General features: G+C 49.8%; 19 protein-coding genes. 1 reads left to right on the forward strand and 18 read right to left on the reverse strand.

The window, feature by feature from the left end; translation table 11 throughout:
* Positions 1 to 49: 49 nt before the first annotated feature.
* The 4 genes from AB432_RS23340 to AB432_RS23355 all read right to left on the reverse strand — a co-directional run bounded on the left by AB432_RS23340 (position 50) and on the right by AB432_RS23355 (position 2,354).
* The gene (locus AB432_RS23340; protein WP_048034310.1) at positions 50 to 400 is read right to left on the reverse strand and encodes a DUF6463 family protein; all 351 of its coding nucleotides are present in this window, start codon (positions 398 to 400) and stop codon (positions 50 to 52) included.
* Positions 401 to 425: 25 nt separating this feature from the next.
* On the reverse strand, positions 426 to 620 hold the full coding sequence (locus tag AB432_RS23345; protein WP_048034311.1) for a hypothetical protein: 195 nt from the start codon (positions 618 to 620) through the stop codon (positions 426 to 428).
* Complete coding sequence (locus AB432_RS23350) at positions 617 to 1,801, reverse strand: ArsA family ATPase (protein WP_048034312.1); 1,185 nt, start codon at positions 1,799 to 1,801, stop codon at positions 617 to 619. The genes AB432_RS23345 and AB432_RS23350 overlap by 4 nt, the downstream gene beginning before the upstream one ends.
* 76 nt (positions 1,802 to 1,877) lie before the next feature.
* On the reverse strand, positions 1,878 to 2,354 hold the full coding sequence (locus AB432_RS23355; protein ID WP_048034313.1) for a MarR family winged helix-turn-helix transcriptional regulator: 477 nt from the start codon (positions 2,352 to 2,354) through the stop codon (positions 1,878 to 1,880).
* Positions 2,355 to 2,499: 145 nt separating this feature from the next.
* Between AB432_RS23355 and AB432_RS23360 the strand changes: the two genes are divergently transcribed.
* Positions 2,500 to 2,688: an H-type small acid-soluble spore protein gene (locus AB432_RS23360; protein WP_048034314.1), complete on the forward strand. Its 189-nt coding sequence runs from the start codon at positions 2,500 to 2,502 to the stop codon at positions 2,686 to 2,688.
* An 83-nt stretch (positions 2,689 to 2,771) separates the two neighbouring features.
* Here AB432_RS23360 and AB432_RS23365 read toward each other — a convergent pair whose 3' ends face one another.
* The 14 genes from AB432_RS23365 to AB432_RS23430 all read right to left on the reverse strand — a co-directional run bounded on the left by AB432_RS23365 (position 2,772) and on the right by AB432_RS23430 (position 23,937).
* Positions 2,772 to 4,955, reverse strand: coding sequence for a polysaccharide pyruvyl transferase family protein (locus tag AB432_RS23365; RefSeq protein ID WP_048034315.1), 2,184 nt, complete (start codon positions 4,953 to 4,955; stop codon positions 2,772 to 2,774).
* Between the two features lie 4 nt (positions 4,956 to 4,959).
* Complete coding sequence (locus AB432_RS23370; RefSeq protein WP_048034316.1) at positions 4,960 to 5,667, reverse strand: glycosyltransferase family 2 protein; 708 nt, start codon at positions 5,665 to 5,667, stop codon at positions 4,960 to 4,962.
* A gap of 46 nt (positions 5,668 to 5,713) precedes the next feature.
* Positions 5,714 to 7,192, reverse strand: a complete 1,479-nt coding sequence (locus tag AB432_RS23375; protein ID WP_235617536.1) for a glycosyltransferase — start codon at positions 7,190 to 7,192, stop codon at positions 5,714 to 5,716.
* 29 nt (positions 7,193 to 7,221) lie between these two features.
* Complete coding sequence (locus AB432_RS23380; RefSeq protein WP_048034317.1) at positions 7,222 to 7,419, reverse strand: hypothetical protein; 198 nt, start codon at positions 7,417 to 7,419, stop codon at positions 7,222 to 7,224.
* A gap of 14 nt (positions 7,420 to 7,433) precedes the next feature.
* Complete coding sequence (locus AB432_RS23385; protein ID WP_048034318.1) at positions 7,434 to 7,808, reverse strand: hypothetical protein; 375 nt, start codon at positions 7,806 to 7,808, stop codon at positions 7,434 to 7,436.
* A 224-nt stretch (positions 7,809 to 8,032) separates the two neighbouring features.
* A complete protein-coding gene (locus tag AB432_RS23390; RefSeq protein ID WP_082195987.1) occupies positions 8,033 to 9,022 on the reverse strand; it encodes an aromatic acid exporter family protein in 990 nt (329 codons plus the stop codon).
* 121 nt (positions 9,023 to 9,143) lie between these two features.
* Positions 9,144 to 11,375, reverse strand: coding sequence for a YcdB/YcdC domain-containing protein (locus tag AB432_RS23395; RefSeq protein WP_053079621.1), 2,232 nt, complete (start codon positions 11,373 to 11,375; stop codon positions 9,144 to 9,146).
* A 127-nt stretch (positions 11,376 to 11,502) separates the two neighbouring features.
* Positions 11,503 to 12,255: a hydrogen peroxide-dependent heme synthase gene (gene hemQ, locus AB432_RS23400; RefSeq protein WP_007715842.1), complete on the reverse strand. Its 753-nt coding sequence runs from the start codon at positions 12,253 to 12,255 to the stop codon at positions 11,503 to 11,505.
* A 121-nt stretch (positions 12,256 to 12,376) separates the two neighbouring features.
* Positions 12,377 to 13,141, reverse strand: a complete 765-nt coding sequence (nagB, locus tag AB432_RS23405) for a glucosamine-6-phosphate deaminase (RefSeq protein ID WP_048034320.1) — start codon at positions 13,139 to 13,141, stop codon at positions 12,377 to 12,379.
* A 33-nt stretch (positions 13,142 to 13,174) separates the two neighbouring features.
* Entirely contained in the window at positions 13,175 to 14,068 is an 894-nt protein-coding gene (locus AB432_RS23410) for a MurR/RpiR family transcriptional regulator (protein ID WP_048034321.1), read from the reverse strand.
* A 145-nt stretch (positions 14,069 to 14,213) separates the two neighbouring features.
* The gene (locus AB432_RS23415) at positions 14,214 to 20,768 is read right to left on the reverse strand and encodes a carboxypeptidase regulatory-like domain-containing protein (RefSeq protein ID WP_048034322.1); all 6,555 of its coding nucleotides are present in this window, start codon (positions 20,766 to 20,768) and stop codon (positions 14,214 to 14,216) included.
* A 162-nt stretch (positions 20,769 to 20,930) separates the two neighbouring features.
* Positions 20,931 to 21,296 (reverse strand): YisL family protein, encoded by a 366-nt coding sequence (locus tag AB432_RS23420; RefSeq protein ID WP_007715853.1) that lies wholly within the window; start codon positions 21,294 to 21,296, stop codon positions 20,931 to 20,933.
* A 153-nt stretch (positions 21,297 to 21,449) separates the two neighbouring features.
* Positions 21,450 to 22,454, reverse strand: coding sequence for a proline racemase family protein (locus AB432_RS23425; protein WP_048034323.1), 1,005 nt, complete (start codon positions 22,452 to 22,454; stop codon positions 21,450 to 21,452).
* 43 nt (positions 22,455 to 22,497) lie between these two features.
* Positions 22,498 to 23,937: an aldehyde dehydrogenase family protein gene (locus AB432_RS23430; protein ID WP_048034324.1), complete on the reverse strand. Its 1,440-nt coding sequence runs from the start codon at positions 23,935 to 23,937 to the stop codon at positions 22,498 to 22,500.
* Positions 23,938 to 23,951: the final 14 nt, after the last annotated feature.

A 23,951-nucleotide genomic window follows, 5' to 3' on the forward strand; every position in this document is an offset into this window, starting at 1 on the left:
GTTACATTCATTTTATCTGAACCATCTACCTATCCGCAAATTTCTTACATCACTTGCGCAGCAGGATGCCAGCCTGTGGTAGACCGAGCCAGAAGCCCGATACAGGCATGGCAATCGCCCCGACCACGCATATCCCAAGTATCGTCCACCCGAAGGCAACCGGCGGCTCCATTCCCTTCTTTTTCATCAGCCAATCCGCCATATATCCGAGCAAAATCAGCAAGAAGCCCCACATCATAAACCAGAAAGCAGCATCTTCCTCTCGCCCTACCGCATTCCAAAAGCCGTTTGCGACGATCTGCTGAAGTGGCTCCGCGTAGAAAAAGAGTCCGACAACCGTATGAAGCAGTCCTGTCAGGATAAGAGTGAAACCCATTTGGCGCTTGATCCCATTTACCATTTCATTTCTCTCCTCTCACATTGGCCTATTCCTTGGAAATGTTGATTTTATGAGCTCTCGGACGTTCCTGTTCATCCTGTAACGCATCGATAACACTGTCTATCACTGACCGCGATGCGAGTAGCCATTCCTTGCAGGCATTTTTCACATGTCGCTCGGTTCCATGCTGTTCCATGTTCCCGATAATCGTCAGCACTTTATTCAATCCAGTACGTCTCAATGCTGGGCAGCCCCTTCCCTTGCGCTAAAACGAATGATCAGCCGATCTTCCGCATATTTCGCTCCCGTAACCTGTCGTCCCATTAATACGCGTGGTAAGATGACTTTTCGCTTGTAGGCCCCCGCATTTACGGTCAATTCATCCCCTGTTTGCGTTAAATCCAAGGCTGCTTTATCCACAAAAGGAATCATCAGCTCCAACTGCAGCTCGCCGTCCACTTCTCGAATCAGTTCCGTCCTGCCCTGATAAAGCTTGGCGGATGGGTCTTCTTTTCCAAAAACGATATCAGCCAATTCTTCTAGAACAGGCAGCCCAATCACTTCTTTTGGCATCATCGGTGCTTTCAAAATCGGGAGCGGTTGAAAGTTTTCCACGATTTCGTTCTCATACTTTCGTTGCAGCTCTCGCCAGTGGGCAAAAAACCCCTCTCCCGCTTCATCCGGAAGCACTCGATTCACGATGATGGCATCGGTATTGAATCCGAACAAATTTAAGTACGTAAACGAGCGCTTTGCTTCCGCAAGCACCATTTTTTCCGGGTTTACGACGATCCTCACTGATGTAATCTCCGGGTCCAAAACAATGCGTTGCATGTCCTCCAGCCCCCGAGCGAGCTGCTCGACGCTGTCTAGCACATCATCAGAAGGAAGCTCTACTTTGTTGACAATCTTGGCCACTGGGCGAACCAGTTTGATCAGCTTGCGCTCCGTCGGAAAAATTTTCTCCAACCACCAATTCAATACGTTCGGATAACTGAGCAGGCGCAGTGTTTCTCCGGTTGGGGCACAGTCTACTACCAGGACGTCGAATTGCCCACTCATGGCGTGTTCCTTGATCTGTAGCAAACTGAACAATTCCTCCATGCCAGGAAAAACGAGCATCTCCTCCGTTGTAATATCAGTCAACTGTGCTTTGTCGAGCAATGTTGTCAGCCATCCCTGTACTGCCCCCCAGTTGCGCTCGGTTTCCCGCAAGCTGTTTACTTCCTGGCCCCATAAATTTTCGCTGATTGGTACGGGGTCTGGTCCGATCACAGTCCCCAATGAATCAGCCAAACTGTGTGCGGCATCCGTACTGAGAACGAGCGTCCTCTTTCCCTGCTTTGCCAGCTTAACAGCCGTTGCTGCTGCAACACTCGTCTTCCCAACCCCACCTTTGCCGGTGTAAATGATGATTCTCATCTCAACTCTCTCCTTCACGATCCATTTAATACGATTTCGTAGTAATTAGACAAAAAAAGAAGCAGGCTCGAACCGACTATTCCTCAATGTTGATCTTGATGGAACGAACCTTTGTTTCACGAGGCTTGACAGGCCCTCCGTCCTGAAATACCTTGGCTGCCTTGAGTAAAAGGGTGGTGAATTGCTCCATTTCTTCCGGCGTAAATGCTTTCTGAAGCCTGCCCAGCATCGTCAGCATCATTTGCTCAGATTCTTTTGCGAGCTGTTTGCCTGGTTGTGTCAGTGTGACGAGCTTCACCCGTTGATCCTCTACAGAGGTAGCCCTTGCGATATAGCCCTTGCGTTCAAGCCGTTTCGCGATGCTGGTCATCGAACTAAGCGGCGCCCCCATCTCTTGCGCCAGCTCTGACATAGTCAAATCTCCGCGGAACAGCAAAATGAGGAGTGTCGACAAATCGGAGCGAGTCAGTTTTTCTTCCAGCTGCATCGTATCGGACATAAAGGCGAACGGACGTAAGCCGGTTTTCAGAAAGAGGTCATATAGTTGATGCATACCGGCGACTCCTTTTAGTACGATATCGTAGTAATTTCCTCTTCAATTTATTACATATTTTAGGGAATGTCAACAGGTGTAAAAAGTATACCATGCTGGGCTGACGTACATATTAAAGCTGTTGGGTATGACAGGAGGAATTAAAATGAATAAACAGCGCGCGAAAGAAATAGCCGCTTCACCCGTTATGGCGAATGTTACCTGCGATGGAATACCCGTATACATCCAGCACATCGATGATGACAACGACATGGCGAGGATTTACCCGCTCAACAAGCCGGATCAGGAGATGAGTGTTCCTGTAGCCAGCTTGCGGGAGCACAGTGAGTACTGATTTTTGCTACGACAATGTATAAGGGGGACCTGTAGCAAATCTACAGATCCCCCTTGTCTTCTTTTTTCATTGTACAAATAGACTTACAGCAAGCCTTGGATGAACGGCTGTTCCAAATTCTCGATCATTTTTTTCTGACTCGCCGCCAATTTTGCTGCGATCTGCTCCCTACGCGCGATGGCCTCCCAGGTGCAAGAAAGAATTCGTTCACCTAATTGTGGCTCGTCTGTTGGCACGAGGAGCTCCGGCAGATCCAGTGAATAAGCGAAGTCGATGCCCTTCACGCGATACGCCAAGCAAACGAACGGAATACCGGCAGCGGCACTCAGCACATTGGCGTGCAGCTTAAAATTGATCGTCGCCTGAAAGCCTTTCATCAGTTGCAGCATTTGCGTATGATCGTGCAGCTCCAGGTCGAGAATCGTATGAGCTGGATCGTCGATTTTTTTGTACAGTCTTTTTATGGCTTCCCGATCCGGTCCCCACATGGTGAGCAAGTGGATATCGTAGCCTGCCTTAATCAGCTTCTTGGCTGCATATACCAGTGAATCCTCTACTGCGGTCTCGTTTTTCCCATAAATTCGGTTATAGGACGTACCCCAGTTGATGCCAATCGTGAATCGCTTGCTTTTATCTGCCACTGTTGGCAATGATGCGGGAATAAGCAGCATCCCCGGGTCTCCGCTAATCACTGCCCTTTCTCCCACTCCCGCTTGCTGGAGGTATTGGAGTGTAAGTGGTCCGCGTACACCAAAAAACGTGGCGTGCTCGGCGATTTTTTGCAGCATGTGGCTCATTTTATCTTGGCCCGTAATCAGCTTGTTCGTCAATCTGCCGGAAGAATCCAGCTCGACTTGATCTTGTGAGTCAAACCCGCTTCCCCAGACCCATAGATTTTTTCTCTGTTCAACAGCACGATAAGCTACATCCACATACCCCGGGATAAGAAGCGATCCTCCCCCCAAAACGACGGTGTCATACTCGCTTACATCCTTCAGATCAACCCCGGGCAGGGAAGGAATGACCTTGTATTGTGTAGGATCGAGGTATTTGCATGACAAATTGTAAAAGGCATGCCACATCAGCTCATCGCCCAAATTGTTGAACCCTAACCAGCCAACGTACAAAATCTTTTTCATGCTTGTCGCCTCTCCTCCATTCTTTATTTGCGCATAGATGGTAAGCAAGGAGTCACATTTTTGCGTGATATGAAAATGGTTTTGAACCCACGCTCTTCCTTTACCTCCTATTTCCTTCAATTGACTCCGGTCGCTACATGCTTGACGCAGAGCACTGTCAATCAACGAAGGAGACGGCTTTTGCACAGAGGAGTGGTCACCGAAGTAGCAATCCCAAGCCAAATCGTAGGACGAAGGTTCGACCAAACCGACATAGCCATGATTACCGATTGCAAGCACAGGCTTTCCGCACGCCATCGCTTCGAGTGCGACTCTCCCTGTTCCAATCACCAAATCACTGATGGCGTAATACGGCCGGACATCGGTTTGCTCCCCCACAATGTGAATATAGGGCTGCCCTGCGGCTTTATTCAGCACTTTTGCCAGCTCATGAACATGAATGGCCTGGGCACCCGAACCCACCACCACGATATGCAGGTTGGGAATTTCACTCCGAAGTGTTTTCGTTGCCCGCAACACCATGTTGCACACCGTCGCTTTTTGCCAAGCCAACCTGCTGACATACGTAACCACTGTGGCATCAGGCGGCAATGACGGCACATCAGCCCTACTTGCAATGCCAGACTGAAACTCTTCCATATCGACCCCATTGGAAATGAGGGTGGTTTTTACCCCTCGCTTTTGCCAGAATAGTTGGACAGGTTTACTTACACTGATAACGGCTGAGCAGAGCTGGGCTACTTTTATCGCCTCATCCTTTGGGTAGTACGTTCCATGCAAGGTGAACACGACAGGAATGCCGAGCTCATTGGCTGCCGTAGCGGCAAGAAGGCCTGATGGCGTCTGATGCACATGGACGATGGTAATACAATGCTTTTTCATACATGCACGGTAACACTCGATCAGATGCTGTCTGCGTGCCTGGAGCGGCTCACGTGCGGATTCGATCGGTTCAACCAAAAAGCCTGCATCAACAAATTCCTGGTAGAAGGGGCCGTTGCCACCTGCATAAAACAGTTGGACGCCTTTTTTCCTCAATGCTTTACCCATGCTAAGAACATGTGTCTCCGTTCCGCCTGTCCTCAAATTGTCCAGCACCATCAATATCCGATCATTACTGCTAGTCAACTTTTTATCCTCCCTTCTTCCGATAATAGTGGGCCGAACGCTGCTCAGCGTGGGTGCGGTAATAATACAATGCTTCTGCGATATTGTTCACGCCTGCTCTCGCATTCAAAGCTTTGGCGATAAATTCGTAGTCTTCTGCACCCTCAATCCGGCGTGTCGGGCCACCAATCTGGTCAAACAATCTTCCTCGAAACATGCAGGTTCCGTGACAGACGCAGTGTCCCCCGTTTCCGTATACTTTGCGAATGTCATCGCCGTACTTGATCCATCCAGCGAGCTGCTTTTTTTCCGGATTGTCGGACGAAAACGCATAGTAATTCGTACCGACCAAATCGACCTGGGGATGATTTTTCAAGTATTCAACCTGCCGCGAAAGACGCAGGATATGGGAGAAATCATCCGAGTCCTGAATCGCAATGAACTCGCCATGGCTTAGGTAATGCCCGACGTTGATGGCACCCGCAAAGCCAATATTGCGAGGGAGCTCATGAATCAGCACCTGATTCTCTCTTGGAAAAAACCTTTTACTCTCTTCCAGCCATTCTCTGGCCACTTGTACGGAATGATCTGTCGATGCATCATCGACCAGGATAATCTCCCAATTTTCATAGGTTTGCTGAAGGATGCTGTCCAAGCATTCACGTATATAAGCAGCCCTGTTGAAATTGGTAATGACAACACTTACCAGACCTTCTATTCGCTCTATTGCCAATTGAATTTCCTCCTTCCAGTCTTCTTGTTTTCACATCGCATCCTCGCTACCGTCCGTTCGCCAGAAACTGCAAGGCTTCCACGTGGTCACCTGCAATCTGTTCGACGGCAGGGGGCATTCCGGAGCTGGCGAAGTGTTTTTCTGGCCGGAGTCGGTTGGAGGTGAAGCTGTTCACCTGATGAACCAATTCCATCTTTACACCTGCCTGTGCGTATATTGCTTGTGCTTTTGGGGGACAAAGCAGTATGTCCCACCCGAGCGGAGCAACCGCTTCCCTGCGTAAGGCAAAGGGGACAGTCACCATAGATCCGATACCCAAATCCTTACGATTCAAAGCCACGTTGAGAGCTTGGCGACAAGCCACAAAGACATTGTCCACGCAAGGCTGATTCAAAAATACAGAAACATCATTCAGGGCCACATCCACGCCACACTCGCAAGCGAGAACAAATGGGTATAGATCATGAGCGGTCATAATCGTATCCGCATCGATAAACAGCAGAATGTCGCCTTTTGACAGACTTGCCCCAATTGCTCGTCCTGTGTCAACGCCCAATGGATATGGGAACTCTACGGTCGTCACTCCGCATTCACGAGCAAGCCGTGCTGTCTGATCAACCGAGCCATTGACGACCACAATAATTTCAACTGGCTCCAACCGAAGAACTTCACGGATCACTTGCTGGATCGTCGCTGCCTCGTTCAGGGCTGGAATAATTACAGATACTGTTTTCCCACTGTAAAGAGTTGATTGTCGCAAAGGCCATTTCCCTACCTGCGTAACGGGCATACCACTGTTTTTACCACTCGCATTCTCTGCTATATCTCTTCGCCTGCCTCCATCGGACAGTCCGCCGCGAAAAGGAAGACGCGAGACGAGATCAAGCTGTTCGGCAATCACCAGCTTTTCATATAAAGAGAGCTCTTTGAGCAACGAACCGTGAAGCTGTGGCAAAAACATCCGTTCTTCCGTCCCCGTTCCAATGGCTTGCGCGATAATGGACAGTCCACTCACAACTGCCCGCTTGTGCGCTTGAGCAGGCTGTGCCAATTGTTCCACTCCGATTTTGGAAAGTGCCTCTCTGGTCATGGCGTGAGGGGTGTCCAGCAAGGAAGCTTCACGCAGGTCAGAGCGACCGAAGAGGTTATTTACCAGCAAGGAAAAACTGTGGATGGGCCGTGGCTTTGTCATCCTCCTGTTCCGAGGATCATGCTGGGACAAAACGACCTGTGCATTTCCATATAAAATCGGGAACAAAAATCGCTGCAATCCAGACAGCGAATCGACTTGTTCTTCGCCGAGAAAAAGCAGAACACTCCCTCTTGCATGCTTGGCAGCCTCTCTCCGCCAAGCGAACAGATTCCCAACTGCTTCTGCAAGAACGACGCGCACACCGGAGCCAAGTTCCAAAGTCCTTTTCGAAATCACGATAATCTCCAGAGGTGCAAGCTGTTTACATGCGGCAATCAGCTTTGGCAGATGATCTGTGCCATGCATGGCAGGAATGAGAATGGATAGGGGCACGAGGCCCCTTCTCCTTTGCTGCCCCACCATTAGACGACGCGCACATACGTGATACGATCCAGTTGAAATACCACTGTTTGACCACCGCCATAGCCTGGCTCACTTGCTGCACGCACGGTTAATGTCGAATTGGTCACGCCGAGCAACTCACCGGAAGTCACATCGAATCCAGTTACAACCTGTACACTATCACCTATAAACGTTCTCAATTTCTGTACATAGTTCATTTGTCTTCTCCTCCTTACACCGCATGGACATAATTAATTTGCGTGAAACGAATCAGCACACGTGTGCCGCTTGACTCTATAATTTCAGCATAGTCCCAGCCAACCTCATCCAGGACCCCAGTAACACTTCCTGCATCTGTTCCCAGCTCGACGGTTTCATGCAAATAGCGCAGCAGCACTTTCCGAAAAGAATCGCGTTGCAAATCACTGTGGTTTTCTTGCAGAAATGCGGCGAATTCTTCTGTATACAGCTCTTTGCGAAGCGAACAGCGAACAGCTTCTTCCTTGTCAGTTTCGACTTCTTCGTCTCTTTGGTCTTTTCCCCAAATGAGACCACGCAGCCCCCGAAAATACTCTTTCAACTCTTTTTCATTCACAATTATTTTCATCTGGTCACTCTCATCTCCTTGATCCTACTCTTTTGATTTTTTTTCGCCGCTTGTACACGGTATACAAGTAAGTTCAAAAACGTACTAGGACAACGGTGCATTTTTTTGATTTTAATGAAAAGTTCACCGAGTTTTTACCGAAAAACAAAAAAAGACTGCGAAAAGTATTCGCAGTCCTTCCTCGATATTCTACAACTCTTTCATTGTTACGTACTGTTGTTTGTCTAACTCCTTGCCGCCTGAGCCTTTTCGTCCCTGTTTTTGCCTAACTCATGCTTGATGAACAAATAGCTCTCAATCTCTCGAAGGAGGTAGAACAGCGAGGCACGCGTCTCGAATTCCTCTCGCGTTCGCGGCAAATCTGCTGCCTTGATCTCCTCTTGCATCACGCGCAACTGGTCGATAAAGCGGTAGGCAGTATTGCCCGGATGTACCGAGTCGCTGATTCGCTCAAGAAAATCTGCAATCCGATGGCTCTCTGTTACCTGATGATCCAAGGAAGAGACGATCGGCATCATGCGTTCCAATAGCTCGAACTGCTTTTGTCGCATCACAAAATACTCGTAGTACGAATCGTTGCGGCGGCCCAATCGATTGCCAACATCTCGCGAGGCTAAGCGAATTGCCGTTTCCAATACCCCTGTTGTCTCAATTAATTCTTTCCCGTCCCAATCACTTTCGCCGTGACGCAAGTAGTAGCAGAACTCCCGCAAGATTTTGCTGAACAGCTTCTCCACCTTTACTTGCATCCCTTTTAGCTCTTTATCGAGACTCGGCATGTACAGATTGACCAGTAGGGCTACGCCCACACCGATGACGAGCAATGCGACCTCATTCAGCAAGAGCATCCCGTCGATTCTCTTGGAAGAATACAGATGCATGAGCACAACCATGCTGTTGACGAAGCCTTCCTGAATGCCAAAACGCACCGCGAGCGGCAAGAAGAGCAAAATGAAAAGGAGAATGGCAATCGGCGTATAGCCCATAAGGGAAAACAGGCAGACACCGATTCCCAGACCCAATAAACTGGCGAGAATCCGATTCCACGCTGTCTGAAACGATTGCTTCACTGTTACCTGAATACACAAGATCGTAATGATCCCCGCAGAAGAAGCATACATCAAGCCCAGCTGCTGGGCGATCAGAATCGAGATAGCCGTTCCAATGGCTGTTTTTAGCGTACGATAACCAATTTTAAACTTGAGAAAGCCCAGTCTTGTTCCCCTCCGCTGTCAAAAATGCTTTCCTGTTTACTTTAACAAAAAGTGTCCGGGAACCAAAGACAAGAGTTCGTAAATTTTCACAGGAATGTCGGCGCGGGAGTTGTCTTGCAAATTAATGCCGCTCCTGCTGCTGGTCGTAAATCATTTTGAGCAATTCAGCGATTTGTGCACGGGTAACGGTTGCATCCGGTTCGAAATTCGTTGCTGATTTTCCCTTGAAGAGATCGTGAGCAGAGAGAAGAGTAGCGGCTGGTATATGCTGCGGTTGCAAGTCCTGGTAAGGAGACTTGAATAGTTCAGGCTTGTCCAGAAGGTTATTGTATCCCAACATCCTCGCTACCATATCGGCTACTTCTGCGCGTGTAATCATTCGGTCTGGCTCAAAATTTTTGCCTGACTTTGGAATCAGCTTGTACTCAACGTTTTTTTGAATGGCAGCGTAGCTTGGATGTGAGGAAGGTACGTCAGCAAAATCATGAATGAACCGTTCTTCATCGCTGTCGAAGGAAGGTCGCAGATTTCGGAATTCCCTCTCATCTGCCATCTGGGCCATAATCATGGCCATCTCCCCACGTGAAACCTCTTTTTCAGGTCCTAACTGGCCGTCTATAACCGTCATCCACCCCCTGCGAAGCGCAAATTCAAGCTCTGCCTGTTGCGGATGCTCATCGATGTCGCTCGGTGCTTGCTTTTTTTGCGCTTCAACAAAGCTGTACCATTCACCGGTACCTGCTTTTACAATCCCGTTATCGCCAACGTACCGATAGACAAGAAACGGTTCAGACTGCTTCGCCGATTTCCACTCTGGAACAGGCTGATGGTAGGCAAGCTGAAACTTTTGCTGCTCTTTGATTACAGCTTTCGCTTTTTGTTGTTCAATATGCTGTACTTTTGCCTTGGGCAGTAGCCGTGTTTCCAATCGAGACCTTTTGTTCAGTGACTCAGCTACCCCTGTCTCCGGATTGACCTCGACTCTGAATGTTTCATCTTCAACCGGGATACCATTGACCAACATGCCGAATTGAATATTGTAATGCTCCCCATTATCGGCATAGCTTTGCAGAGTCTCCTTCGAAGGTTCCTCCTCTATGAGATAAATTTCTCCCAGTTGATCGTCCAAGAGCGATTTTACAAGTTCCGTAGCACTTTCTTCGGCTTGCTCCCACGTGGTGACCATCTTTTTGGGAGTTTCTTCAAATTTACCATTTGGATTTACTTGATAACCGACCAATTCTCCCCGATCATTAATATCCACTTCCACCTCGTCTGATTTTTTTCCTCCATTTTGTGGCATGAAATCAAAACTCCAGTGGCGTTCAGAGATTCCACCTGGTCCTGAACTCGAGCCCCCGCCGCTGCTGCCGTCAAAACGATAGTTGCCAGGCAGCCTTTTCACGTATTGTTCTGCAAGTTTTTGTGCCTCTTCTTTTGTAATCAGCCGTTTTTCTGGTGTTTCTTTGGAGATCGTATCCCCCAATGGCTTGATTGTTTTTTTGCTTGCTGCTTTTCCAAATAAATTGATGACTTCTCCAGTCGTTGCCTCGACCAGTTGCGGGTCCTCATTCTGGAACCCGTAGACGAGCTCGTAAGTGCCAGGTCCCTGCTGATAGTTATCCGTCATCCCTGCCAAATCCTTGTACACAAGGGATGGGCTTGCTTTCTCCTCCCATTTTTTCTCTGCTTCGGCTATCTCTATGACTTTCGTTGCTTCCGGGAGCTTTCCGTCGTACCATTCCCGGTGAAAGCTGATGACTTCCCCACTCCTGTCCAAGATGATTTGAAAACCATTTCCCAGAAAAGGGATCTCGTTGACCATGCGAGTAAAACGGACAACTTGTCCCTGATTTCTGAAATAATAATCGTCTTGTCCCGCGTATTCATTCGGTTTGGATAAACGACTCCGCTCCTCTTCGGTTGTCACTTTTTTCAGAAACTGTGTCGCTGCTCCCATTGCCTGTTCTTCCGTAAGCTTATTTTTTGTGCCTCCGAGTTGTTCGTCATCTAAATAGTTGGAATAACGAGACAATTGTCCAGAAACAGCGTCAATCGTCACATAAATACTTCCGACCTTGTTTTTTTCCCAAGTGAGATTCCAATAGGATCGTCCTGAATAATAGTAATCATCGTCCGGATTTGTCATTCTGGCGCTTCTCAGCTTATAGCCCCCCGGAATTGTCACCCACTTTTGGGCATATTTAATTGCCTCTTCCTGCGAAAGCATTTTCTCGGCTGCACGCACGATGGGTGCAAGGCCCTCGACACCTGCTGTTGCGAATACAGACGACATCAGAATGGACGATGACACGCCTAGTGAAAGTCCCCACGATGTAGCACGTCTCAACACGGATCAACCTCTCCTCTCTTGTTATCGCAATATAACCTTATTTTACCATTAAAGAGAAGATATGTAGTCCCAAAAAAAGATCCGCCCATGCGACTATCTCGCACAGCGGATCTTTTGGGCTTATTGATTATACTTCCAGCTTTTTCGCCAGTGTTTCTACGTTCAATACGTTTCCTACGAGGAAGTTGCCGAATTCACCGAAGCGTGCGCTCACTTCGTCAAAGCGCATTTCGTAAACGATATGCTTGAATTCCAGCGGATCGTTGGCAAACAGGGTAACACCCCACTCCCAATCGTCGAAACCAACGGAGCCACCGATGATTTGCTTCACGCGGCCAGCGTAGGAGCGACCGATCAAGCCGTGGGAGCGCATCATTTCTTGGCGCTCCTGCATGGAGAGCATGTACCAGTTGTCTTGCAAATCACGCTTTTTGTTCATTGGATAGAAGCAAATGTGTTCCCATTTTGGCAGAATCGGATAAAGGCGGTCGCGCACGTGCGGATTCGCTTTTGGATCTTCGCCTGGGTTATGTACATAGTTGCTCAGCTCTACTACGGATACATACGAATAAGGAGCTTCTGTATAGGCAGCAAAGCGTGTTTTGTTGAACGCTGTTTTGATCTCATCGAGTTCTTGCATAGTTGGACGCAGGAACATGAACACGAGGTCTGCTTTGTGTCCGAGGATGGAGTAGACAGCCGTGCTGCCTTGGTTCTCGCCCTCATTCGCTTCCCATGTGCGGATCAATGCATTCAGCTCGTCCAACGCTTCTTGGCGTTCTGCTGCGGACGCTGCTTTCCACTTTTCCCAATTGATGGTGCGAAAATTATGATACGTATACCAACCTTCTAATGTAAGCAACGCTTCGTTTGCGCTCATTCCCAATCAGCTCCTTTGAAAAATCTGGTGACATTCTTGCAACATTCCCAGTATAGCATAAGGAACAAGTGCGTATTCGGAACAGATTCGTGAACAAGCAAATTGAAAACCAAGCGGTGCATTAGCTGCCGCTTGGTTTCGTTCCTGCCAGTACGGAGGTTGTCAGCTTGCTCGCTGCTTCCTGATCTACAATGACTGTTACATCCCGATGCAATTGCAATAAGGAAGCTGGTACATCTGCTGTGGAATCACCCTCCAGCATCAATCGCACTGCCTCCGCCTTTGCCTCTCCACTTGCGAGAAGTACGACTTTTTTAGCGCCAAGAATCGTCTTGATCCCCATGGAAACAGCCTGAGTCGGAACCTGGTCCACACTATCAAAATAGCGGGCATTTGCTTCGATCGTGCTGTCAGTGAGCTGGACCACGCGTGTCAATGAGTCGGCAGGGGAGCCAGGCTCGTTGAAGCCAATATGGCCATTATTGCCGATCCCCAGCACCTGGATGTCGATCCCCCCTGCCAAACGAATCGCTTCCTCATAGCGGGCACACTCTGCCAAATGATCTGTCGTATTCCCAACTGGCACATGTGTTTTCTCCTCAGGAATATTGATGTGATTGAACAAGTTTTCTTGCATATACGAGCGATAGCTCTGCGGATGCGTCGAGGAAAGTCCGACGTATTCATCCAGATTAAAGCTGCTCGCTTGCGAAAAATCGATGTTCTCTGCTTGCGACAGCTTGATCAGCTCACGGTACATCCCTACTGGTGTGCCTCCAGTTGCAAGGCCAAAGACGGTCTTCGGATTTGCTTTTACTTCGCTTACGAGCATTTCAGCAGCTTTTCTGCTGAGCTCCGTGTAATCTTTCACAATCACGAGCTTCATTACCAACCACTCCTATTCAATATAAGATACCTCTTAATACTTTCTCTCTAGGACAGCCTTCGCTGTTCTCTCTTTATATAAAAGGGCCTTTTCCTTGTTGCGCATCGTGATTGTCGTACTAATGACATCCAGTACATGCAACTGTGCAATTTTTGCTGCGAGAGAGCCGCCCTGCAACGGACCTTCTTGCGCTGCGGTCAGAAGTGTAATGTCCGCTACATTCGTAATCGGTGAGCGTCGATAGTGCGTCAGGCAAATGCAAGTTGCGCCTGCCTGCTTGGCGACTTTCAATGAATCAATCGTGTCTTTCGTACTGCCTGATACAGACAACCCGATTGCGACATCCCCCGGTCCCAGAGTCGCTGCAGCCATCGCTTGCAGATGCGATTCATTAAAAGCGTCCACTCGAAGCCCGATCCGCAAAAACGTGTACTTGGCATCCTGGGCTGTTACCGCTGACGTGCCTACCCCGTAAAAATGGATCGTGTTTGCTTTTTGCAATAGGTCTACACAGCGCTCCAACTGTTCGATCTGAAACAGAGCCGAGGTATCCCCGATCGCCTGTTGATTAGTTGCTGTTACTTTGTGCGTGATAATCTCCAGTGAATCGTCTTCTCCTACTTCGCCATGCAAGTTTTTGACTGGATTGACCAATTCCTGCGCCAATGCCAGCTTGAATTCCTGATAACCATGAAAGCCTATTTTCCTGCAAAATCGCAAAACGGTCGTCTCACCCACCCCCGCCTTTTCGGCAAGGTCAATCACTGATGAATAAATCACGCTGTCTGTCTGCTGTAAGACGATATGGGCAACCTTTTGCTCCGATTTCGTAAAGGAGGGAAGGAGACTCTGAATATGCAAAAGCGTATTTGTCTTTGTGATGGTAGCTGTCAATGGATGGGACAGCTCCTCTTGCTGTTTCACCATATAGCTCGCTCCCCCTTGAATAAAAGTCAGGATTTTCATAGTTGTTTTTACCCAAAACAAAAAAGCTGTATTTCTACAGCTATTATATCAAAAAAGGAGTTATCCGCCATATTTATATTTTCTAGTGGAGCAATTCTCCAAAACATCAAAATGGGGTAAGCAAAATGGCCGGACATGTTGCGACCCGAAAAAATCCACTCATTGCTGCTGGAAGCAGAACCAGATCGAGCGTCACGATTTCCCCTGCACCCAACGTCACTGTTCCTCTCGCTTCTCCACTCCCCATCGCATTGGCTACAACCAAGTAGGTGCCTGGAGCAAGACCAGTGACCTTGTACCTGCCGAAGCTGTCTGTTTGGACGACCACAGTCGCCCTATTTGGTTGATTCACCGTTTGCACATACACGGTCGCTCCAGCAACTGGCAAGCCTGTCAAACCGGATCGAACCGTTCCTTGTATCGTACCTGCTTGAGAAAGGCGGATGATAATAAAGATCGTTTGGTTCGGCAAAGCGACTGCTTCTGCCTGACCGGTACCAATGCCCGGGATGGTCCCGATAACGGTATACGTGCCGGGAGCCACATTAACAAAATGGAATGTTCCATCCGGCTCAGCCAAAATATTTTGCAGGCGAATCTGGTCTGCATGAAATAACGACAATTGAATATTGTTTCCGCTTGCTTGCGTGCCATCCGGCAAGAGGACGATCCCTGATATGGTTCCCACGATTGGCAGCAGCTCGACCGTTGTTACCGTCGTCTGCCCGTTTAGGACTGTAACTGTGCTGTAATGCGTGCCAAAGCCATCTGCACTTGCTATGACATTGTAAACTCCCGCCGTCAAGCCATTCACCTGGAATTGCCCGCTCTGATTTGTTACGGTGTTGGCAATAAATTGGCCACTGGCAAACAGTTGCACATTAACAGCCGCTCCAGTGATAGGGAGTCCCGTCAACTGATTGGTCACCTGCCCAAAAATGTTGCCCGACAGAGCAGACATCGTAAGGATGACTCCGCTTATTGTCTGTCCAGCCGTGACCGTGATGCTTTGTGTTGCGATTGCGTAGCTATCTTCACTTGCACTAATCAGATACGTTCCAGGCGGAAGATTACCAACTGAGAAATTGCCCAGGTCATCTGTAATCGCACTGCCGAACAATGTCCCGTGTGAATCCTTCACCTGTACCAATGCATTGGGAACAACGCCTCCACCAGCAGCCTGTACCTGACCTGTTACAGCAGCCGGAAAAGGGGGGAGCCCCACTTCAATCGTAGTGGTCTGTCCGGAAAAGATCGTCGCACCAACAGGCTGGGTGGTGTAGTTTTGAGCGCTAATCGCAAGTGTATAGGTTAAGGGAGCCAAGCCGTCGATTTTAAACTGACCGAGACCGTCCGTAATCGTCCGAGACAACAAGTTGTTTGTGCCAGGGAAAAAGATCAACACTTCCGCCCCTACCAGTGGCGTACCATCAAGCGCATCCCTGACGGTACCCTGCAAAACACCAGGATTCGGGTCCAGTGGGATATTGACTGTAGCTGTGCCCCCAGGAGCTACATCAAAGGAGACACTCTCCCTCTGATAGCTTTCGTTTCTCGCCAAAAGGGTGTAATTTCCAGCCACAAATCCATCCATGAAGTAAATTCCCTGAGCGTCTGTCTGCGTCGAAAAGAGAATCGTGTTATTGTTGCCCAGCAAGCGAACGAGCGTATTCGGCAAAGGAGTGCTGAGAAGGGCGTCACTAATTTCACCTGTGACATTTGCAGGCAGATTCGGCAAAGAAAAATCAAGACCAGTAGTCGCTCCCAATCCGACCATAGCTGTTGAAGCCTCAGCAGCGAATCCACTAGCACTTGCAATCAGTGTATAGCTCCCCGGGGAAAGTCCACTCACCATATACTGACCCTGCGCATTTGTCAGGACAATAGCCAGTATCGTTCCAGACGGACTTCCTTGTCGAACTGTAATAACCGCACCACCAATCGGTGAGGCCGTACCTTCCTCTCGCACTGTACCAGCTATTCCACCGGGCAACTCGATTAATGCAAAGCTTAATACGGACGCCGCCCCTGCTTGTATCTGTGCGCCAGCTACATCACTTGCATATCCAGTCGCATTGACATTGACGGTGTATCCTCCAGGAGCCAGCCTATCAAGCGAAAAGTTACCAGTTGCATCTGTCAGTACGGAACCCACAGCGGCACGGGTGCTGTCGAAGACGATTACCGTTGCACCAATGATCGGCAAGCCCGTCTCCAGATCAGTCACAACGCCGGATAATCTGCCGGGATTGGGAATTAATGCCTGCTGAAAGTTGGTGGTAATGCCCCCTTGCAAAATAACCGCCTGCGAGACGGATACAAAATTCAGTGCAGAAACAGTAACATTTACGACACCCGGCGGAAGCTTCTCTGCCAAAAAATTGCCTTGATCGTCTGTCAATAATTGAGCAAGCACAACACCATGGGCATCCGTAATGAGCACGGTGCTTCCCGGAATCCCGAATCCCGTCATCTGATTAGTCACTACACCCGAGATAGCCGCAGGCAAGTCAGGTAACGTAACGGTCGTTGGAGTTGCGGTATTCGCCGTCACGATCACGCCAATACTTCCTACGGCATAGCCAGGCGCTGACGCGATAACGGTGTAAACGCCAGGAGAGACACTCCCAATGAAAAATACACCCGATCCATTCGCGAGCAAGCTCTGTTTCACGGCCTGATTGCTATCTATCAGCTTGACGCTGATTTCACTTCCCGTAACAGGTACGCCCAAGCTGTTTATGACACTACCAACGATGGACCCAGGCAAAGGCAAGAGCGCCACACTTGCCCCTGTCGTTTCTCCACTGACTACATTGGCCCCTACTGATTGATCAGCATAGCTAGGCGCACTTACCGTGACGGTATAAGCGCCCGGCAACAGATGTTGAATCAAATAGCTGCCCGTCTGGTCGGTACTTGCTGTAGCCACTACATTTCCGTTACTTATCGAACGAATCAGTACAACGGCGCCTGCAATGAATACCGCGGGATTCGTCGCGTCCGTCACCTGTCCACTAATCCCGCCTGCATTCGCCTCAAGAGTAAAGTCTACTCCGGTCTTGTTTTCACCGGGTCCAAGTGTAACACCAACCGAGCCTGTAACATATTCAGGGGCACTTGCCACCACGACAACTGATCCGGCAGGCAGGTTGCCAATTGTATAGGCCCCGTTTGAATCCGTATAGCCGAAGCCTATTGTCGTCTCATTCAAATCCAGGACACGGACAACGGCATTGACAATCGGCTGCATACCCGTGTCTTGCACCGTTCCAGAAATACTGCCCGGATTCGGAATAAGCGTAAAGGAAACGTTGGCCGTCTGCCCAGGCTGTACGATCTCCCCAACAGATTGAACAGCGTTGCCAGGAGCGGTAGCTAGAAGGATATAAGAGCCTGGTGCGATCCCTGAAAATGAAAATGCCCCATTCCCATCTGCGACGACTGTGCCTCTCAACAGGTTATTGATATCAAACAATTGAATGGTGGTTCCCGGTACGATAGGTGCTACTGTCCCGCTAATAAAACCGAAATCCTGATTGAGCTGAAGTTGGACTGGAGTCGTTGTATTCGCGAGCACAAGGGCTCCGACATGATTGGACTGAAAGCCATCCGCTGAAGCACTGATGACGTATTGACCTTGCGTCAAGCCCGTGATAACAAAGCTTCCTTGACTATCGCTGTATACCGAATGCACGACGGAGCCATTGAAATCGAGTGCATTTACTTGTGCACCGGTAATCGGTTGTAACGTCCCTGCAGCAAGCACCTGTCCTTGGATCTCACCCGGACTGGCAAACAACGCCAAGCTGACAGGCGTATTTGTGTTGGCAAGTACAGTAGCGGAAGCACTGTTCGTTTCATAATTGGTTGCACGGGCGGTAATGGTATAAACGCCTGGTGCAAGCCCTGTGATCCCGTAATTGCCAGACAGATCGCTATTTGCATGGGCGACGATTGCCCCTGCTTGGTTCAACACGCTAACCACGATCGAAGCACCTGCTATCGGCAGACCCGAGGTAGCATCAAAAATCGAACCTGATATGCTTCCAGGCAAGTCTGCTAGCTGTACATTCACCATTGTTGTCGTCAATGAGGTAACGATTGCCCCTGTGATCACTGTCGTTTGATTCGGAGCAGATCCGATGACTACGTACGCCTGCGGTAGTAGATTAGGTACTACATACTGTCCGTTCCCATCCGTCAATACAGTAGCGACAACAGCACCTGCTGCCGTATTTTCCCTAATGATGACAGTGGCACCCTGAATTGGCTGATTGCCGCTGTCGACCACCTGTCCTGCGATTGATCCCGGAGAAGCTTGCAGGACAAAAGCAAGGGACGATATTTCCTGAGGAAGCACAGTTGCCCCCAACACAACAGTAGAATAACCAGAAGCCGAAGCGGTTACGGTATACGTGCCTGGGGCCAAGTGCGGGAAGGAAAAAGTGCCAGCGCTGTCGGTAATGGTCTGCACCACAGGAATAGTACCCTTCATAACAATGACAGTGGCATTACCAAGCGGATTGCTCCCTGTGTCCGAGACAGTCCCATTCAATACCCCTGCCAGTTTTTCCAATTCGAGGTCAACCGGTGTAGTAGCTCCAGCATTGATCTCGATCCCAACTGTTTGGCCCGCATACCCCTCTGCCGCAACCGTAAGGACATAGGTTTCCGGACCTAGCAAGGATAAAGCGTAGTCTCCATTCGCGTCGGTTAATGTCTCTCCTACAGCAATTCCCGAACGAGTGACCACCTTGATACTCGCATTCGGGATTCCCTCACCCGTTTGCGCATCGGAAATGGTTCCACTTACCGTTCCAAATGCAGTCGTCAATGAAAAATCAAGTACTTTGGCATCGCCCGCTTGCAGACTGATTCCAGCTAATTGTGTGGAAAAGCCTGCGGCACTGACACGAATTTGATAAACACCTTCTGCGAGCTTTGTCAGCAGATACGTACCAGCTCCATCTGTTGTCGTTTCCGTCAGCGTAATACCTGTCTGGTTCAGCACTTCCACCAATGCCCCGGCAATCGGTATGCCACCCGGACCTGTCACCAGACCCGAGAGCTGGGCAACCGATGTTTGGAGTACTACATTTTGTGTAGTCGCCTGGGCTCGAATGACATTGATTGCGACTGTGGCTGGCCGGAATGTATCCGCACTGACTGCAAGGGTGTAGGAACCCGGCACGACATTGGTAAACTGATAGGTCCCCCCTCCCCCAGTCACTGCCTGGTTTACGGTCACGCCTGTCGTATTAATGAGCTTTACCACTGCCCCCGAGATGGGTGCCAACCCGGTATCTGTTATCGTTCCATTCACCTGACCCGGACTCGGAGGAAGCAAAATGTCTGCTCTTGTGGTCTGCCCTGCCAAAACGCTCACGAACTGGATTTTGGGGTCATAAGTTGGCGCGGTCACCGACACAGAATACAGACCAGGAGCCAATCCAACAAACGAATAGGCACCATCTGTGTCTGTTGTCGTCGTTCCGATTAGTACAGGAATCGAATCATACAGCGCGACCTGCGCACCTGCTACAGGCAAGTTCGTGGACTGGTCAAGCACCACACCAGCAACACTTCCAGCCAAGTTAACCGTGATGACAATATTATCCTGAACAGGAGAAAGCGTCCTGCCAGAAAAGCTGTCTACGCCTGTGACTGTCGCTGTGTTTAAACGCCGCGTTCCGCCTGGAGAGACCGCGAAAACCCCATTGACCGTAAATGACAAACTGGCAGTAGATCCAGCGGCCAAATTGCCGATCGTCCAGCTTAGTACCTTCGTGAGGGGATTGTAGATGACAGATCCGATATTGGTTGCGTTTACCGTAAAAGCCGTAACCTGATCCAGCTCGATCAAGTCGTTGACAACGACTGTCGTTGCTTGGCTCTTCCCGGTATTGGTGACAATGATCGATCCCGCCCATTGCGACAGTTGTCCTGTGGTAACGACGGCTGGTCCTGCTGTTACCTGCTTATCAATGGCAAGGCTGGCTCGAACGTCTCCTGTCGCCACCGTAGTCGTATTGCTCAAGGAATTGACAAAGCTTAAGCCTTCACTGGTCCGCAGAGAGTCCTTGTTGTAATTGTTGTCATTGGCAGAGGTAAAAGGAAGGAAACGAAGGGAGGTAAGAGAAGTAACACCAATCGTTGAAAAAAAGGTAGCAGCCGGCATGACGAGGTCAATGAAGTAATCAGGAGTACCGCTAAAATTTGAACCGTCATTGGTCAGCCGCACACGAGCCGTGTCAAAATTGATAATTGGCGCTTGCCAGTTCGGCGCTCCACTGCCGTTTGTCCCCTCCGCTTGATCCGTCCACGAATTGAATTCAACTACCGTGTTTTGAATCAAGGCAATCTGGTTGCGCAAACCTTGCACCCCCAGCATCCACTGATACGTGCCAGCGACTCCGGTTGTATTGATCAAGTAGCCCCAGGCATAGTTTTGAAAGCCTGTTTTTTGCGAATTTCTTGGGTCTTCGTTGACTCTCATCCGAAAATAGAGATACGTTCCATCGTAAGCCAAAAAGGCAACCGGAAACGTAGAGTTTCCTACCAAGTCGACAGAACCGGGACTTTCATCGTTCGGGACGTCCCCAAATGGACTTCCGCCGAGGGTAAACGGGATGAATTGACTGTCAGAAGGATAGGCCATTTTTCTTCCTCACCTCTCCCCTCTAACATATGTGCATAGAGTGATATGGCCCCCGCCCTTCCGTTGCTAATTGGCTTGTCCGTGCCCGTCCAAACAAAAAAAGGGCTTTCACCCGCAAATATTTCTTGCGAGGAAACCCTCTTCCTTCCTTTATGGCCTACCTTACATAAATACGCGATAGCCAAGCAGAATAACCAGCACCAAAACGACAATACAGCCGATGAAGAAGCCGATGCTGCCTTCTTGTCGCTTTGCTTTGCCCAAGGACATTTCCATCAAACCGAAGGCAATAACTGCGATGATGCCCTTCACGTAGTAATAGAAATCCGTTGCGTGACCCACGAAAAGCATCCAAGCTCCCGATACAAGAATGATGACCATCATGAGTCTGAGCAGCATATGTACGATCTTGCCTGCTTTTGCTTTACCCACGCGATACAGGATGTAGGCAACGATCAAGAGCACGAACGCAACTTCCCAGCTACCCACATGCGCTTCAATTAACGCTTTGTACGGCAAAAAATTCAACCCCTTTACTCCTAAATTCAATCTTGTCCATTATACCAGAAGAAGGGGAAAAATGCTGATGTCCCAATGCGTGGCAGTATTGTGACCAGGCTTTTTGGGGGATGAACAAGAGGCTACCTGTGATCGGCAACCTCTTGTTTCTAGCAAACGATCCTATCGCAGCAAAAATCCGTCTTTCAGCGGGTCCGAAGGGTCAACGACAAATTGATGCAGACCTGTGATGAACGCCTTGCCTTCTATGCTCGGGATGACAGCCGGATAACTCCCCACCTGCGTGGTTGCTACCACCTTGCCGATAAACTGGCTCCCGACAATTCCTTCATGCACAAACGATTCTCCAGCAGCCAGCTTCCCTCGTGCATGCAAGGTGGCTACGCGAGCCGCAGTACCTGTACCACATGGGGAGCGGTCGATCTGCTTATCGGCGAAAATTGTCACGTTGCGCAGGTCTGATCCTTCCACTCTCGGCTTATCCGAGATAATCACCCCGTAAATTCCTTTGAGCTCAGGCTCCAACGGATGAACCACCTCCATTTTCGCCTCGATTTGATCCTTGATTCGTCTGCCCCACTCTTGCAGCTCGGCCAATTGTTCGATATCCACCTGAACCCCGATATCTTCTGCCTGTACGACTGCATAGAATGCTCCTCCAAAAGAAATGTCCACTGAAAAAGCACGTCCGCCCCATTCAATAGGAACATCTTGTGCCAAGACAAAGGAAGGGACATTTTCAAACGAGACGGAATGGACCAGCGATTCTTTCACAGTGGCGTGTGCAATAATTCTTCCTGCCGGACTGTCAATCACAATAGGCTCTGTTGGAACTTCCAGCCGAAGTACTCCCGTCTCAATGGCAGCCGTCACTACCGCAATGACTCCATGTCCGCACATGGTACTGTAGCCCTCGTTATGCATGAACAGCACTCCAAATGCCGCATCTGGGCTAACGGGCTCTGTCATGACACAGCCGTACATACCATGATGCCCGCGCGGTTCATACATGAGTACCCGCCGGATATGATCCAGCTCCTCCCGAAAGTATCGTCGCTTCTCCAGAATCGTCTCGCCCGCGAGCGGTGGGATGCCGCCTGTTATGATGCGCAGCGGCTCCCCCCCGGTATGGGCCTCTATCGTCGTAAACAACTGATTGATGTGCATAACATCCTCACCTTTTTATGCGATTGGCGAAAAGCTCGATGGATCACCACGCGTATTTGATCGCGCATGTTTTCGTCGTACTGTAGAAATCAAGCGCCGCCTGCCCCTGCTCCCGTGTATGTGAGCTGGATAGCTTCATGCCACCAAATGGAGCCTGGTATTCCACACCCGCCGTCTCCTGATTGACCCGAACCATCCCCGCCTGCGCCACATCTAAGAAGCGATGGGCACTCGCCAAATCTCGGGTGAACAGCGAAGCGCTCAGTCCGTATACAGACTGGTTGCACAGCTCCACCGCCTCGTCAAAACCGTCAGCTGTCAAAAGCACAGCCAATGGTCCGAACACTTCCTCCTGAACGAGCCGATGATTGGCAGCGACACCCTCGACAATTTGAGGGCGGATGTAATAGCCTTGCTCCTCTTTTGCATATGATGGGCTTTGGGCAATGACTGTCGCTTCCTCATTAGCCAATGCGATGAACTTCCCAACCGTCTCATACTGTGCAGCCGAGGCAACAGGACCCAAATACGCTTCCAGATCGCTGGCATCTCCTACCCGGCACATCTCCATAGCCGATTGCAGCCGCTCGACCAGTGGCTGGTAAATCGCCTTCTCTACAATGATCCTGCTGGTAGCCGTACATTTTTGACCAGCCGAACGAAACGCGCCGCTGAGCAAAATCGGAACGGTTTTATCCAGATCCGCATCAGCCAAAACGACTGCCGCATTTTTTCCGCCCATTTCAGTCTGATATTTCATATTGCGACCCGCGCACGCGATGGCAATCTGTCTGCCTGTTTCCGATGAGCCTGTAAAGCTGACCGCATCGACTTCGGCTTCATTCGTGAGGGTATTGCCGATCTCGCGGCCCTTGCCAATCACCAGATTCAGCACACCCGCAGGCAGCTTCGTTTCCGCAAATATTTCAGCTAGTCGTGTCGCTGTAAGAGAACCATTTTCCGCCGGCTTCCAGATGACTGTGTTCCCGCAAATGAGTGCAGGAGCGATCTTCCAGATAGGGATCGCAACGGGGAAGTTCCATGGTGTGATGACCGCCACGACTCCGAGCGGGACACGACGGCTGTATTGCAAAACGTTCGTATCTGAAGAAGGAATCAGGTTGCCGTTGGAACGCATCCCTTCTCCGGCATAATAGCGTAACAGACTGACCCCGCGTGCCACTTCTCCGCGCATCTCGCCAAGCTGCTTGCCCATTTCCCGGCTTGCCAGTTGTGCCAAGCTGTCTGCATTTGCCTCCAAGGCGGCAGCCATTTGAAAAAGGATTTCGCCACGAGCTGCACCCGTTTGTTTTGCCCAGCCGATCTGTGCCGCATGAGCTGCCTGTTCAGCCGCAAAAACGTGTGACCGATCAGACAGGTGCAGAACGCCGACTTCTTCTGTGATACACGACGGGTTTTTGACCGTTAGTTCCTTCCCTGACGGCGTCATCCATTCGCCGCCAATCCAGTTTTTGCTGTGCATCCTGCCCGTCCCCC

This window comes from Brevibacillus brevis, assembly GCF_001039275.2.
In the GTDB taxonomy this organism is placed as follows: domain Bacteria; phylum Bacillota; class Bacilli; order Brevibacillales; family Brevibacillaceae; genus Brevibacillus; species Brevibacillus brevis_C.